Annotated in this window: 14 protein-coding genes; 6 read left to right on the top strand and 8 right to left on the bottom strand. The window is 62.8% G+C overall.

Annotated elements, in window-relative coordinates; translation table 11 throughout:
* Positions 1-12: 12 nt before the first annotated feature.
* From ACSQ84_RS29470 to ACSQ84_RS29445, 6 genes are all read right to left on the bottom strand, one after another.
* Entirely contained in the window at positions 13-900 is an 888-nt protein-coding gene (locus ACSQ84_RS29470) for a branched-chain amino acid aminotransferase (protein ID WP_436215243.1), read from the bottom strand.
* 25 nt (positions 901-925) lie between these two features.
* Positions 926-1,807: an acyl-CoA acyltransferase gene (locus tag ACSQ84_RS29465; RefSeq protein WP_436215242.1), complete on the bottom strand. Its 882-nt coding sequence runs from the start codon at positions 1,805-1,807 to the stop codon at positions 926-928.
* Between the two features lie 101 nt (positions 1,808-1,908).
* Positions 1,909-2,997: a homoserine O-succinyltransferase MetA gene (metA, locus tag ACSQ84_RS29460; RefSeq protein ID WP_436215241.1), complete on the bottom strand. Its 1,089-nt coding sequence runs from the start codon at positions 2,995-2,997 to the stop codon at positions 1,909-1,911.
* On the bottom strand, positions 2,998-4,272 hold the full coding sequence (locus tag ACSQ84_RS29455) for an O-acetylhomoserine aminocarboxypropyltransferase/cysteine synthase family protein (protein WP_436215397.1): 1,275 nt from the start codon (positions 4,270-4,272) through the stop codon (positions 2,998-3,000).
* Between the two features lie 83 nt (positions 4,273-4,355).
* On the bottom strand, positions 4,356-5,309 hold the full coding sequence (locus tag ACSQ84_RS29450; protein WP_436215240.1) for an amino acid--[acyl-carrier-protein] ligase: 954 nt from the start codon (positions 5,307-5,309) through the stop codon (positions 4,356-4,358).
* A 28-nt stretch (positions 5,310-5,337) separates the two neighbouring features.
* Positions 5,338-6,564 (bottom strand): acyl-CoA dehydrogenase family protein, encoded by a 1,227-nt coding sequence (locus tag ACSQ84_RS29445; RefSeq protein WP_436215239.1) that lies wholly within the window; start codon positions 6,562-6,564, stop codon positions 5,338-5,340.
* A 242-nt stretch (positions 6,565-6,806) separates the two neighbouring features.
* Between ACSQ84_RS29445 and ACSQ84_RS29440 the strand changes: the two genes are divergently transcribed.
* The 5 genes from ACSQ84_RS29440 (at position 6,807) to ACSQ84_RS29420 (ending at position 11,428) form a co-directional block, all read left to right on the top strand.
* A complete protein-coding gene (locus ACSQ84_RS29440; RefSeq protein ID WP_436215238.1) occupies positions 6,807-7,076 on the top strand; it encodes an acyl carrier protein in 270 nt (89 codons plus the stop codon).
* A gap of 154 nt (positions 7,077-7,230) precedes the next feature.
* On the top strand, positions 7,231-9,048 hold the full coding sequence (locus ACSQ84_RS29435) for a long-chain-acyl-CoA synthetase (protein ID WP_436215237.1): 1,818 nt from the start codon (positions 7,231-7,233) through the stop codon (positions 9,046-9,048).
* Between the two features lie 41 nt (positions 9,049-9,089).
* A complete protein-coding gene (locus tag ACSQ84_RS29430; protein WP_436215236.1) occupies positions 9,090-9,335 on the top strand; it encodes an acyl carrier protein in 246 nt (81 codons plus the stop codon).
* A complete protein-coding gene (locus ACSQ84_RS29425) occupies positions 9,322-10,707 on the top strand; it encodes an AMP-binding protein (RefSeq protein ID WP_436215235.1) in 1,386 nt (461 codons plus the stop codon). The genes ACSQ84_RS29430 and ACSQ84_RS29425 overlap by 14 nt, the downstream gene beginning before the upstream one ends.
* A complete protein-coding gene (locus tag ACSQ84_RS29420) occupies positions 10,700-11,428 on the top strand; it encodes an SDR family NAD(P)-dependent oxidoreductase (protein WP_436215234.1) in 729 nt (242 codons plus the stop codon). Before ACSQ84_RS29425 ends, ACSQ84_RS29420 begins: the two co-directional genes overlap by 8 nt.
* Before the next feature lie 329 nt (positions 11,429-11,757).
* On the opposite strand, the gene ACSQ84_RS29415 is transcribed toward ACSQ84_RS29420, so the two are convergent.
* A complete protein-coding gene (locus ACSQ84_RS29415) occupies positions 11,758-12,105 on the bottom strand; it encodes a hypothetical protein (RefSeq protein WP_436215233.1) in 348 nt (115 codons plus the stop codon).
* A 546-nt stretch (positions 12,106-12,651) separates the two neighbouring features.
* Between ACSQ84_RS29415 and ACSQ84_RS29410 the strand changes: the two genes are divergently transcribed.
* A complete protein-coding gene (locus tag ACSQ84_RS29410; protein ID WP_436215232.1) occupies positions 12,652-13,086 on the top strand; it encodes a cupin domain-containing protein in 435 nt (144 codons plus the stop codon).
* Between the two features lie 154 nt (positions 13,087-13,240).
* On the opposite strand, the gene ACSQ84_RS29405 is transcribed toward ACSQ84_RS29410, so the two are convergent.
* Complete coding sequence (locus ACSQ84_RS29405) at positions 13,241-13,600, bottom strand: VanZ family protein (RefSeq protein ID WP_436215231.1); 360 nt, start codon at positions 13,598-13,600, stop codon at positions 13,241-13,243.
* Positions 13,601-14,508 lie beyond the last annotated feature (908 nt).

Here is a 14,508-nt window from a genome sequence, read left to right as displayed (position 1 = left end):
AGGTCATCTTCATCACGCCGCAAGCTTTACCGCGTGCGCAAATTCCCAATACAGCTTCCGCGCACGCGCATAGAACGGCCCCGGCATGAGCGGCCGGTCGTCGATCCGGATCACCGGCACAACCTTGGCGAAATTGCCGCTTGAAAAGATCTCGTCCGCGGCAAGGAAATCGGCATAGCGCAGCGTGGCCTCCACCACGGTGACGCCCGCTCCGCGCAAGAGGTCGATCACCCGCTGCCGGGTGATGCCGTTCAGGAAGGTGCCGTTCGCCACCGGCGTGTAGACTACACCGTCTTTCGCCATGAACACATTGGCATTGCCGAACTCCGCGACGTTACCCAGCATGTCCAGCATCAGGCAGTTCTGGAACCCGCGCGAGGCGGCCTCAATCAGCGCACGCGAACAGTTCGGGTAGAGACAGGCGGCCTTGGCATCGACCGGCGCGCACTCTGCGGTCGGTCTGCGGAACGGCGACAGCGTGATCGCGTTGCCGACAGGCTTCGGTATCGGCGCTTCGTAGATGCAAAGGCACCAGTCCATCGTTTCCGGATCGAAGAGCACGCCGCCGCCCACACCATTCTGCGGCCAATACATAGGGCGGATGTAGAGCTCGGCATTGGCCGGGAAGCGCGCGATGCCTTCGTGCGCCAGACCTAGCCACGTGTCGAGATCGACGATCGGCTTGAGCCCGAAGTTGAGCGCGGATTGATTGACGCGGGCGCAATGGCGGTCGAGATCGGGCGTAACGCCTTCGAAGGCGCGAGCGCCATCGAACACGGTCGAGCCGAGCCAAAGCCCATGGGTGCGCGGCCCCATGATCGGCACATTGCCCTCGCGCCACTGGCCTTGGAAGAATGTCCATGTCTGCGAATGGCTGACACACTTGACGTTGGGAATCATCACGGCTCTCCATTGGGCAGCAGAGTTACGGTCCATAGATGACCAGCTCGGTATCCGACAGATCGGCAAGCCGCGGACACTGCGGACCCTTGAAGTATTTGCGGCCGCGCTTTCCCCTGTAGAAGCCGACCAGATCCTTCATGCGACCGTTGGCGTCGAGGGCGAGCAAGATCCGGCCGCGCCGGAGCAGGAAGCGGCCGATGGCGCCGGCGCAGGCGACATAGTCGGCCACATCGGGGCAATAGATCAGCCGCATCGCCAGCAGGGGGATCCGGCGTCTACGCATCGGCTGCAGGACGAAGGGGTAGGCGCGGCCGTCGCCCGCGCGGCACACCAGGCTTAGGCAGCCGTAGGCCGCGTGCCGCGTAAGCAGCGCGAGCTCGGCATCGGACATGCCGTCGACCGCATGCGCGCCCTGCTGAACGACTTCGACGCGCATATCCTTCGCCGGACGCGACAGCACCGGAAAGGAAAAGAACAAGCCGCGGCAATAGGCGCGGAAACCCTGGGCCTCAATGGTCCGCCAAGTCCAGAGCGCCGGGCTGATGTTGACGTAGGTGACGCGCTTGTGGCGCTGCGCGACGCTGGTTAGCATCGGGGCGTAGTTGCGGAAGGCAGGTTCCACATACCAGCTGGAGAGATTGCAGCGGATCGAGGTCCCGCCCCCATCGTCCCGTTCCGTGTAGATCAACAGCAGAACGCCGACGGGCATCCCTTCATGGTCGAGCATGTACCCGAAGCGAGGGAAACCATCGGGTACCTCGCGCACGGAAGCGCGCCGGAGCCCGTCCATCCAGTAGTCGCGCGATCGGCGGGCAAAGCCACGCGTCAGAAGATCGGCGATGGCAGCAAGATCGGCTGGTCCTATCTCGCGGCATCGGATCACGGTCCGAACTCCATCATACAATCCGCTCCCGCTTCTTCGTCGGCAGGTCGGCGAGCGAGAGCCCGGCTAGCGGATCGCGGCCGTTGCTCCGGTTTTCCATGTTGCCCGGACGCACCCATGATCTACGCCGCGGCCGATCTGGGCCTCGTCCGATAACTCCCGTTGAAGGCAAACGGCTTTGAGCGTCCAGCTCGCTGCGACGCCATGTACAGCAGCCAGTTGCGGTATATGCGCTTGGCCGGCGGATGCCAGACGTTTCTCAAATCCTTCGCCAGTTGGTCGACCGGAAAATCGGCGAAAAGCTCCGGACTTCTGTCGGAAAGCGCTTTCCGCCGGAAGACCGTCAGAATCTCTTCCGCCTCCGAGGCGAAATATCCTCTCGGTATCGTCGGACAGACCTCGCTCTCTCTCCGGAGGAAACGCCCCAGGTCCCTTCTGAATTCAGCCAGCAGGCTATGGGTGTCGTACTCCGGATGGCCCTGGAAATGGACGAAGAGGCTCTTCCTCTGTTGTTTGACGAAGCAATCGACGCCGGCCTCTGCCGACTTGGTGAGAACGGAATATCCGCAGCTCTCGATAGGCCCCTCCTGCACCTCGTTCCACCGGGCGTGCGGTGTTCTGAAGGTCGCCGGAACGTTCCGCATCAAGGGATGATCTCTCGTCTTCGTTTGAGCGAAGACGCCGATGCATTTGGCAGGCAGCTTGTGGCGCTCCACACCATCCAGGTGCAGGACGGCCCCATGGACGGCCAGACAGGAAAACACCGAAGAAACGGTGCTCTCCCTGGCCCAGTCGATGATTTGGACGAAGGTGGACCAGTATGGTTCTTCCGTCAGGCTGGCGGCTCTCGGTTCGGCGCCGGTCACAATCACTCCGTCCAGGCTCCTGTTCAACAGATCGTCGGTGCCACAGTAGTAGCGACGCACGTAATCGCGCCCCCAATCCGAACGGGGCGTCGTTTCCATCGTGTAGAAATGCAGCCTGACCAGGAGCTCTCCGGCCGCCGCGCCGAGCAGGTCGAACAGCTGGCGCTCGGTGGACATCAAGGCGGAGTCCGACATGTTGTTGATCAGGCCGATATCGAGACATTCCTTCCGGTTTCCCCGGGACGCGACCTCGCTTCCGTTTCGCGCTCTTGAGAAGAGGTGATGTTCGTACGAGTCTATGTTTACTAGGACGGGCATCGGAATGCCTTCATGGTTGACCTGCATTCAATCTGCGGCACGGAGCGCCTGATTGAGGTCGGCGATGATGTCGTCGGCGTGCTCGATACCAACGCTTAGCCTGATCATCTCGGGCCGCACGCCGGCCCTTTCCTGCTCTTCGGACGACATTTGCCGGTGGGTGGTCGATGCCGGGTGGCAGGCAAGCGATTTCGCGTCCCCGATATTGACCAGCCGCTTGAACAGTTTCAGGGCGTCGTAGAACCGCTTGCCGGCCTCGAATCCTCCGGCCACGCCGAAGGTCAGCAGCGAACAAGCGCGGCCGCCCAGATATTTCTGCGTCAGCGCGTGATAGGGGCTATCGTCAAAGCCCGCATAGTTGACCCATCCGACGCGGCGGTCGTCGCGCAGAAACCGCGCGACCTTCTCGGCATTCTCGACGTGCCGTTCGATCCGCACCGCGACGGTCTCGATGCCCTGGAGCAGCAGGAAGGCGTTAAAGGGCGCCAGGATGGAGCCGGTGGTCCTCTGGGAGACGGCACGGCAGCGAGCGATGTAGGCGGCGGCCCCGTAGCGCTCGGTGAAGACCAGCCCGTGGTAAGATTTCTCTGGCTCGTTCAGCATCGGAAAGCGCCGGCGATGCTTCGCCCAGGGGAACCTGCCGCTATCGACGATGATTCCACCGAGCGTGGTGCCGTGCCCGCCCATGAACTTCGTCAGCGACTCTACCACGATGTCCGCTCCGTATTCGATCGGTCTGAGCAGGATCGGGGTAGGAACCGTATTGTCGACGATCAGCGGCACGCCATGCCTGTGGGCGACCTCGGCTATCGCTTCGATGTCGCAAACGTTTCCGGCCGGATTTCCCACGCTCTCGCAGAACACCGCACGCGTATCGTCGTCGATCAGTCTTTCCATGCTAGCCGGACGGTCGTCTTCCGAGAACCGGACCGTGATGCCCTGCCTCGGCAAGATGTGCGCGAACAGCGTATGCGTGGTGCCGTAGAGCTGCGGGACCGAGACGATGTTGCTGCCCATCTCCGCGATGTTTACCACCGCATAGTTCACCGCGGCCTGGCCACACGCCACGCTGAGCGCCTCGACGCCTCCTTCCATGGCGGCAACGCGCTTCTCCAGCACGGCGTTGGTCGGATTGCCGATCCGGGTGTAGCGGAAGCCGTCCACTTCGAGGTTGAAGAGCGCGGCGCCATGGTCGGCGCTGTCGAAGGCGTACGAGGCGGTCTGATAAATCGGCACGGCGACGGCTTTGGTGGCCGGATCGTTGTCGAAGCCGCCGTGGACGGCGAGGGTCTCTCTTTTCATGGAGGTTGGCCCTTCGGCTCTTCGCTCGCGCGCTACCTCGGGAGTTCGTTGGTGCATTTCAGTTCCTCGAATGCCGAAGTCGTCTACCGGTCGTTCCGCGGGAAGCCGAGCAGGTCCCGCACCGCGGTCGGCCACCTGGCGACCGATTTGCCGTGGGTATGGAACATGGCGACGGCGAGACGATCCATTCCGAAGGCCACGCAAGCGGTATGGGCCGGCTCACCGGTCGCGTCCGCAATGCCCCAGGCGGTGCCGAAGTGATCGCGGTGATAGTTGAAGCTCATGCATGCAGTCGGTTGCTCCTCGGAGCGCAGAGGCACCAGCAACTCGAATTTCAGCGACTGCTGCTTTTGGCTCACCGCCATCATCTGGCCGACACGGCCGAAGAACGGATCGCTGGCGTAGTCAACCCTGAAGGTCAGTCCGAGATCGCGGGCGATCTCCTGAGCGAGCACCATCCAACGCTCCCGAAACGCCGAGACGTGGTCGGGGCTGCCGATGCAAACGTATTCGCGCATCCTGAAGGACTGCAGCCGGTCGAGATGGCGCGATGGCTCGCGACGGAAGCAATCGGCGGCCACGTCGAAGCACAAGCCGCCCGCCGGCAAGGGACCCCGGCTCGCCGCGATCGGATAGACCGGATAGCAGGCGGCCGGCGACAGCACGAGGTCGGCCGGTGAAAGTGACATGGTCCAGTCGCCGCCGGCATCGAAACAGCTGACCGCCGCGTCGATCTCACTTTCCGTGCCGTGCAGGCCGCAGACACAGCCGAGCAGGTTCGGAAAGCTCTTCAGATAGCCCGACCTCTCAAGCTGCGTGCGGTTCATGACGGGAGGAAAGCGCATCACCTCGGTGTCCGGTTCGCGGTGCCGCGTGATCAGCGCCGCGAGCCCCTCCACGACGTCTTCATAGAGCGCGGTGCGGCCATAGACACCCGGAGAGCCCATCTTATGGAACAGGACATCGGCAAGATGGTCCAGCGGATCAGCCTGAGTCGGATCGGGTTCCGCCGGTGCAGCAAACATGGCTACGTTCATTTCAAGCCCCATTTCTTCGAGAAAAAAATCAATCGCGCAGGGACGCCGGGACCGCGCTCATCAGAGTGGCGCTACCCATGCTCGCAAGGATGCGATCGTTGTTGATCATGATCGGAGCCGACAGCACATCGCGGAGGTGGCGGCCGACGCTGACATCGGTGTCGTTGCGATAGCCGGACAGGCCGCACGCACGCATCGCATGCATGACGACCGCGACCGCGAGCTCGGAGGCCTCCACCTTGAGAAGGTTGATCGAGGACTGAAAGTCGATGGACGAAAGCGCGCGCTCGTCTTGTTCGCGGGCCGCAAAGGAGTCGAGGTTCGCGGCGATGATGGCGCGCAGTTTCGTCAGAGTCATCTTGGCCGCGGTAAAATGCGGCGCGCCGGGAGGCAGGTTGCCTCCGGCCCCGCGGGCGGCCTTGCGGATGAAGAGTTGCGCCCGGTCAACCGCCGCAGCCGCGATTCCCGCCCAGACCGACGACCAGCATAGGTGCGCGACGGGCGTCATGGTCTGCGCATGGATCTTTTCGTATGCCACGGGGAATATCTGTTCCGCGGAGCCCTTGAAGCTCAGCTTGAAGCCGGCGCTGCAGGTGCCACGCATGCCGAGCGTCTCCCATGCGAGAGTTTGCTCCAGCGTGTAGTCGTCCCGTGTGATGGCCAACAGTACCTGATCGGATCCGGTGGCGTCGTCGGCGCGGCGAGCGATGGTTACGATGCCGTCCGCCTCGGCGCCGTAGGAAATCACCGTCGCGTCGCGCACCAGCGAGATCTCGGCGCCCTCGCGCTCCACCGCGGCCGAGCTGAAGCGTATGTTTCCGCCGTTCTGGCCTTCCGTGGTCGAAGACGCCAACAGCATTTGTTCGGCCGCCACCCGGCGCATGAGCCTTTCGTGCCAGCTGCTGCCCGCGCCGTGACGGATCAGACACGCGATCTTGGTCTGATGCATCGCGAAGATCATCCCGGCCGAGGCGCAGGCGCGTCCGAGCGCGTAGCACATGTCGGCCACCTCGGAAATCGACGCGCCGTCGCCGCCGAACTCGATCGGGATCTGGGCGCCTAGAAGTCTCTCCCTGCGCGCCGCGTCAATGGCCTTCAGCGGGAAGCGCGCCTCGCGGTCGACCGGTTCAGCCTCCATCGCCGCAGCCTCCGCGACGGCGGCAGTCCGCTGCTGAAACGAGGCGCGATCGGGAGAAAATGGTACTCGGCTGCTTTCCCGGGCGAGGCTGCGGAACTGGACTTCCTGCACATTCATGGCCAACGGCTCCCATTTGCTTGATGGTCGGAGACCCGAACTGGGTCGAGATGAATTCCGCGCGAGTTCGACGGCGGCAATCTAACCGACCGCAGTTGCGGAGTCGGCGGCGCAAAGGTGGATGTTGCCCAGAACGTGCTCCCAAGCGAGGTACCCCCGAAGTGGAGCTACTGACCTAAGCTGCAGTCAGGTATCGTCACGTCGATCATGATCTGCCCCGTGACGCGATGAGTGGAGCTGAAATGCAAGACTTTGCCGCCAACGTCCAAGAGCGTGTTCTTTCCGTCGTCAGGAACGTCCTCGCGCAGAACGCTATCATCGCGGATGTCCACCCGGAATCCCGGCTGGTGGATATCGGACTGGACTCGATGGATATGGTCGCGCTGATGCTCAGGGTCGAAGCCGAGTTCGATCTCACCCTTCCCCAGCCCGAGATCACGCCCGAGAATTTTCAATCGGTGAAGACGCTGGAGGTTATGATCCTCAACCAACTCGAACCCGGGACGGGATAAGGGAGATGCGTCTTGTGCGATCGAGCGAAACCTCATCGACAGTGATCGCAAGGTCGCGCGCGGTCCGGTGCGCCTTGTCACTCCTTCCGCCGCAGCTCTACCGCCTCGCGACCTGGTCGGCGCGAACGACGAGCGAAATCATCTCGGTCAGATCATGAAAGCATGCGCAGTTCAGCGGGCGACTGAAAGCGGCGACCCGCGACACAGACCCTCTGCCACCAAAGCGTGGCTGAAGGCCATCGAACTGACCTCGCGGATCGAGGCCGAGCCGCAACGGCTTTTCGGCGACGTCGTGGAAGAATGGGCGAAACGTCAACCCGAACGCCCTGCACTTCGCTCGGACCGCCAATCCTTCACGTACGGGGAGCTCAGCGCCCGGATCAGCCAATATGCGCGTTGGGCGCGGAGCTTGGGCGTCCGCGCCGGCGACACCGTCTGTCTGTTGATGCCGAACCGGCCGGAGTACGTTGCCTGCTGGCTCGGCATCAGCAGCATTGGCGGTACGGTGGCGCTAATCAACACCCGGCTGGTCGGCCGGTCCCTTGCCCATTGCATCGACGTTGCGCGTGCCGACCACATCGTTCTTGCCGCCGATTGCATGCATGCGTTTGAAGCCGCACGTCCGCACCTGGATCGCGTGCCCCAAATCTGGAGACTCGGTCCCGGCAGCGCTGGCGCCGACCTGGATGCGGCGCTCGCCTCCGCGGATCCGCGCCCGCTGTCCTCCGTCGAGCGCGGCGACGTCACGATCAATGAACGGGCCCTGCTGATCTACACCTCGGGCACCACGGGATTGCCAAAGGCGGTAAACGTCAGTCATCGCCGCATCCTCAGCTGGGGAGGATGGTTTGCCGGGCTGACAGACGCTTCCGTCCACGACCGGCTTTACGATTGCCTCCCGCTCCATCATTCGGTGGGTGGTGTCGTCGCGCCTTGCAGCATGCTTCGCGCCGGCGGTTCAGTCGTGATCGCCGAGAAGTTCTCCGCGGAAGACTTCTGGGACGACATCATGTATTTCGACTGCACCGTCTTCCAATATATCGGTGATCTCTGCCGCTACCTTCTGAACGCACCGGCGTCCGGGCTAGAGGTCGGACACGGGCTGCGGCTGGCCGTCGGCAACGGATTACGCGGCGACATCTGGGAGGCGTTCGCGAAGCGTTTCGCGATTCCGCAGATCCTGGAATTCTACGCCGCGACGGAAGGTAATTTTTCGCTATTCAACTTCGAAGGCAAACCCGGCGCGATCGGCCGTATCCCGCCGCTGCTGGCGCATCGCTTTCCCGCCTCGATCGTGAAGGTCGATGCCGACAGCGGCAGCCCGGTCCGCGGCGACGACGGGCTCTGCATCGCCTGCACCCACGGCGAGGTCGGCGAGGCGATCGGACGCATCGGCACCGCAGATCGGGGCGGCGGACCTTTCGAAGGCTATACGGAGCCGGCCGAGACCGAGAAGAAGATTCTCCGCGACGTGTTTGCGGGAGGCGATGCCTGGTTCCGGACTGGCGATCTGATGTTTCGCGACCAGCAGGGCTACTTCTATTTCGTCGACCGGGTCGGCGACACCTTCCGCTGGAAGGGCGAGAACGTCGCGACCAGCGAGGTGAACGACGCAATCAGGGACTGCCCCGGCGTTCTTGACGCCTCAACCTACGGAGCCGCCGTCCCCGGCGCCGACGGCCGCGCCGGCATGGCGGCCTTGGTCGTGGACCAGCGTTTCGATCTTGGGATCTTCGCGGAACACCTGTCGCGCCGGCTCCCGGTCTATGCCCTTCCGGTCTTCGTCAGGTTCTGCGGGGAGCTCGACGCTACCGAGACCTTCAAGAAAAACAAGCAGCGGTTGATCCGCGAGGGATTCGATCCTTCCGTCGTGAACGACCGGCTGTTCCTGCGCGATCCGGCGACCGGCGCCTATCGTTCGATCGACCGGGCCGTCTACGCGCGCGTCGTGGAGGGCGGAATCAGGTTCTAGGGTCGGCTCGAAAGCCGCTTTTTTGAAGAGGTGAGGTGTTCATGTCGGTAAAGTTGAGGATTTTCTCGGCGATGCAGCAGATCGCTGAAGAGCAAAAGGTCACCCTTCCGCCGCTCCGGGCCGATCTGCCGCTGCAGGACACCGGGTTCGATTCTCTGGCGTTCGCGATCCTGGTCGCGCGGCTGGAGGACGATCTCGGCATCGATCCGTTCACCATCGCGGAGGACGCCGCCTTCCCGTCGACCGTCGGCGAGTTCATCAGAGCCTACGAGAATGTCCCAGCCTGACGTCTTAGCGCTGCGCGAATGTCTCGGCCCGGAGCTGAAGGGCCGTACGATCTCCGATGCCCGGCATGTCATATCGCTGACCGACATTCTCGGGTACAGCTGTCTGATCGGCAGATTTCGCGAGCTGTCCGGCCGCTCGGTGTTGCTTGCGACGTCGGGACAGCTGCAGTCTGCGCTCGCGATGATCGAGCTCGATGGCGTCGCACGTCGCATGCTTCTGTGCCCGCCCGACCTCGATCCGGATCACATCGAGGCCCTGCTTGCGAATGCCGAGATCGACGCCATCGTGACCGACAGGCCGCTGCACCGATGCGATGATGGCGCCTATCTGGTCGTCGGCGCCGGTCTCCCTGAACGGCCGGGTGCGGGATGGAAGACCGAACGCGCGACCGAGTGGCTGATGCTGACCTCGGGCACATCCGGGCCGCCCAAGATCGTCGGCCATACGCTCGACGGGCTGGCCGGCGCGATCGTCGCCGACGGAGCTGCGCGCTACCAGAACGCGACCTGGGCGACGTTCTACGACATCCGTCGCTACGGCGGCCTGCAGATCTTCCTGCGCGCGGTGATCGGCGGCGGATCGATGGTGCTGTCGGACCCCAGGGAAACCATCGTCGATCACGTAGCACGGCTGCGCGCGGGTGGCGTCACCCACATTTCCGGGACGCCGTCGCACTGGCGCAAGCTCCTGATGAGCAGCGCGGTCGCGGACTTCTCGCCACGCTATGTTCGCCTGTCCGGCGAGATCGCCGACCAGGCGGTGCTCGACGGCCTCGCCCGGGCGTTTCCGCATGCGTCGATCGGCCATGCCTATGCTTCGACCGAGGCCGGCGTCGGTTTCGCGGTCAACGACGGGCGCGAGGGTTTTCCCGCCGACCTGATCGGGCAGAACCGCGACGGCGTCGAGATGAAGGTCGTCGACGGCTCGCTTCGGATCCGCTCTCACCGCACGGCGCGCGCCTATATCGGCACCGGCGCGCCGCAGCTCACCGACGCCGAGGGCTTCGTCGACACCGGTGACTTGGTCGAACTGCGCGACGAGCGCTACTACTTTGTCGGCCGGCGCACCGGCATCATCAACATCGGCGGACTGAAGGTGCATCCCGAGGAGGTCGAGACCGTGATCAATCGACACGAGTCCGTGCGAATGTCGCGCGCGAGGTCGCGCAGAAGCCCGATCACTGGCGCCATCGTGGTCGCCGATATCGTCCTCGCCGACGGCACCGACGCGGGTCGCCACGAGACGATCCGTACGGAGATTCTCAGCCGGTGCAACGACTCGCTGGCAGCATACAAGGTGCCTGCGGTGATCCGCTTCGTTGAGCGGCTCGACCTCACGGCGGCCGGCAAACTGACGCGCGCCGATGCATAACGTCCTCGTCACCGGCGGCAGTCGCGGCATTGGACTTGCGATTGCGCGCAGGCTTGCCGCATCCGGCGAGTACAACGTGGTGGCGGTCGCGCGCCGCGAGAGCGAGGAGCTGGGACGGACCATCGGCGAGGCGGGAGCGGACCGCCTGCACTTCAGGGCGTTCGATCTCAGCCAGACCGACAAGATTCCCGCCTTCGTGAAGGAGCTGCGCGACGCCTTCGGCGCGATCTACGGCCTCGTCAACAATGCCGGGATCAGCGCCGAAGGGCTGCTGGCCAACACGCGCAATTCCGAGATCGAGGCGTTGATCCGTCTGAACGTGATGTCGCCGATCGTTCTGACCAAATACGTGGTGCGCCATATGATGGCCGACGGCGCCGGGCGCATCGTCAACATCTCCTCCATCATCGCCTCGACCGGCTACAACGGCCTGTCCGTCTACGCCGCGTCCAAGGCCGCGGCCGGCGGATTCACCCGTTCGCTGTCCCGCGAGGTCGGCAAGCTCGGCATCACCGTGAACGCGATCGCGCCCGGCTTCGTCGACACCGAATTGACCAAGTCCTTGGACGACGACGGCCGCCGGCGGATCGCCGGCCGCAGCGCGTTGCGCCGCCTGCCCGAGGCCGACGACGTCGCTTCCATGGTCGAGTATCTCCTGGGCGAAGGCGGCCGGAACATCACCGGCACTGTGCTGACGGTGGACGCCGGCAACACCGCCTAGATGTCGCCGGCCCCTCACCTCGCCGGGAAAAGCGCTGCGATGAAAGTCGTTAGCCGGCTGCTACAAGGCGCTCCGAGCGACGCCCGCCGGGAACGAAGGACATGCGCTTGAGCTTGTTAACGGCGCGGACGGCCAAACCAAGCCTCGACGCGATGACCGTGCAGCCCTCGCAGTGATCTCCGTGCAAGCGGCTAACAATCTGGGCCTTACAACCCCGCACCTGCTTACGCCAGCCTACGAGCCCGTCTAAATACTGGACACTTCGAACGGTTGTAGTCCTGGAATACTGTCAAGACGAACAGCTCTCGGAATTTTCTCTCGTGCTCCGCCTACCGTGACTTGCCGGGAAAGTACCGGCTGAACACTTCCTGAACAGCGATCAGACTGCCAAGCTGGCCCTCCAGCTCCTGCACGCGCTTTTCGCCGGCTATCATCTGCGACTCGTAATCTTTGATTATGGACGCGTCCTTGGAATCCCGGGTCATATATTCTTCGTAATCCGTGCCCACGGCAAAGGAAGCCAGATCGCGGGCCGCATCTACTCGCCCACGCAACGCGTCCCTCTCCTTCTGAACTGACGCAACCGCGGCGTTAATCGCGGCAGCAATCGAACCGAGCCGTTCGCTATCGGTCTGAGCATCGCGCTCAGCGGAACGAACCTCGAAGCCTCGAATCATACCCGGTCTCCTTGTCGCACCAGCTTCGTCATCACCCACCCTTTTTCGCCGGGCGCCGGAAGATAGCGCCAGAAAGACAGCTTTGCCCAGCCTATCGGACCCCTGGACGATCAACAACGTGATCCTGTTCGGAGCGAAGCAATCCGACAACCTGCCCAAAAATCGCCATGCAGACGGGCACGCCGGAAAGGCCGTTTTTCCAGTTCAGTGCCGGTGGCGATCGGCCTCCCCTGTACTTCTTCAATGGGGAGTTCGTCAGAGGTCACTCGTGTGTGCGGCGAATGGGGGAGCTTTTCGGGCCCGATTACCCGATCATCTCCATCATCCCCATGGTCTTCGTGATACTGCCGGAGGTGCCTCTTTAGAGGTAACCAGCGTTGAGCGACCTGTTGGGCGCGCCACCCAGCTTAAGTGCGGCAAGTTGGCCTCTTCATTCTTTTTGGGATAATCTAATCTCATCCGTCCCGGGAGAATTAGCAATCTGCAACTCGCGTAGCCGGGACGCTGTTGAACCGTGCATGCTCATTCAATCCGCTGAGGTGATCGATGCCGCTTGCGCTTATTGAAATCGGCCATTGCAACCTGGATCTCAAACCATCGCCGATCGAGCCATCCTGGATCCTTGAAGGCAATCCGGAAGCCCGCTCGCATGTGCTGTCGACCAGCGCGGACGGCGCTGCCACAACCGTGATCTGGTCCTGCACCGAGGGCAAGTTCAACTGGTACTACGATGTCGACGAGACCATTGTGATCCAGGAAGGATCGATCGTGCTTGAGAGCAAAGGCATGCCACCGAGACGCCACGGCGTCGGTGACGTGATCGTTTTCCGCAACGGTGCCCACGCCAAATGGCATGTCGAGGGCTATGTGAAGAAGGTCGCCGTCTTCCGCCAGACCAATCCGTTCTTGCTCGGTTTGGCCGTTCGCGCCGTCAACAAGCTGAAGCGGACGTTCTTCGTTTCCCGTCAGTTGACTTCCTGATTGCTGTTCCGCCATGCGGAGCATTCGGATGTTGCTCGGCCGCGACAGCGCAAGACGCCTGGTGGCGGCGGCACAGGCGGAGACTTCACGCCAACTCGCGATCCTCAATAAGGCCCTACATGACGGCAACTAAGGGCGCACCCTATGGGAAAGATTAGACCTGGAACCAAGACCGTGCTCGATCGAAGTACAGGATAACGCGACCGGCGAAGACGCCAGCGGCCCCGCCAACAACCTTTTGGAGTGCGTCCAAGGTTCGAGCGTGACGGTCCGGAGTAAGCAGCTGCAGAACTTCAAGCAACGCGGCGCTGCCAAGCACGAAGATTAGGACGGCAGAAGTTCGTCGTGGATAGGCTAAGCAGAAGAGCGCGCCGAGAACGGCAAACGCTGCAACATGTTCAAGGTTCGACAAGATCGGAAAAGTTGGCCTATCTCGAGGAGGGCACTGGGTCGCATAGACAACAAAGCACGCACCAGCCCAAGCGGCGATCGTAAGAAGGAACCTTTGAGACATGTGGCCTTCCTTCCAGCGATATCGACCGCCATGTCGCGCGATTATTCCTCGGCGGTGTTGCAAGCCATGATGCGCACCCGGTTGGCCTACTGACGGTCCATGAGGTCGCGGATCAGCGTTTGGTGGTCGGTGTCCCCATTGGCGGTCTCGCGCCAGGCGCGGCCTAACCGGGGCCCCGAAATCATCCAGCATAGGTATACGTCCCAGTCCGGTTCTTGCGGCACATCCCACGCGAGCGACGCATACTCAAAGCTCCCGTTCCGGCGAAAACAAACCGCGGCCGGTACCGTGCTCCAATCTTACGGAGACACAGCCTGGGAATGCGAGGTATCTCACAATGGGTAATAGCCGGCAGCACGGCTCCAGCGCATTGCTGACACCGCTGGAAACGCTTAGTCCAGCAAGGCGCCGCAATTCCAGGCACTCGGGCGCGCGCGGTGAGCGGATACGCCGCGCTCAGTCGAGGCCCCGGCGCCCTAGTGGTGCTTCACGATCCGCTTGAACTTGGTGACGATCGCCATTGTCGACGGATCGGTAGCTACTCAAGGGATGATGAACCTTGAGATGATCTTCGGTGAACCGAGGTGCGATCGTCGCGGTGGCGCGTCCACATGACACTGTCCCGTCCTCCGGCCGTATAACAATACGTTCTTACCTCCTGTCTGGCTAACTCAGAGTGTCCAGCGCTTTAAGGACCGGCCCCGCCCAGAGGACTTCCCTGCGGGAGTCGGATTCCGCATCGCCTTCGCAAGATATCAGACGGTCAAATGGGGCAATTTTGAAAAGGGAGGACTGACAAATCGGCCGATTGCGGAACGGAGGAGCCAATCAGGTCTTTCGGCATCACAACATAGAGAAAGCCTCAACTCCGAGGAAGAACTGAGGCCTCTACGGCGGCTACTTGGGGT

This window comes from Bradyrhizobium sp. LjRoot220 (assembly GCF_964252915.1).
Lineage (GTDB): Bacteria > Pseudomonadota > Alphaproteobacteria > Rhizobiales > Xanthobacteraceae > Bradyrhizobium.
The sequence above is the reverse complement of the archived record's forward strand: the minus strand, read 5'-3'. Positions and strand labels throughout refer to the sequence as shown.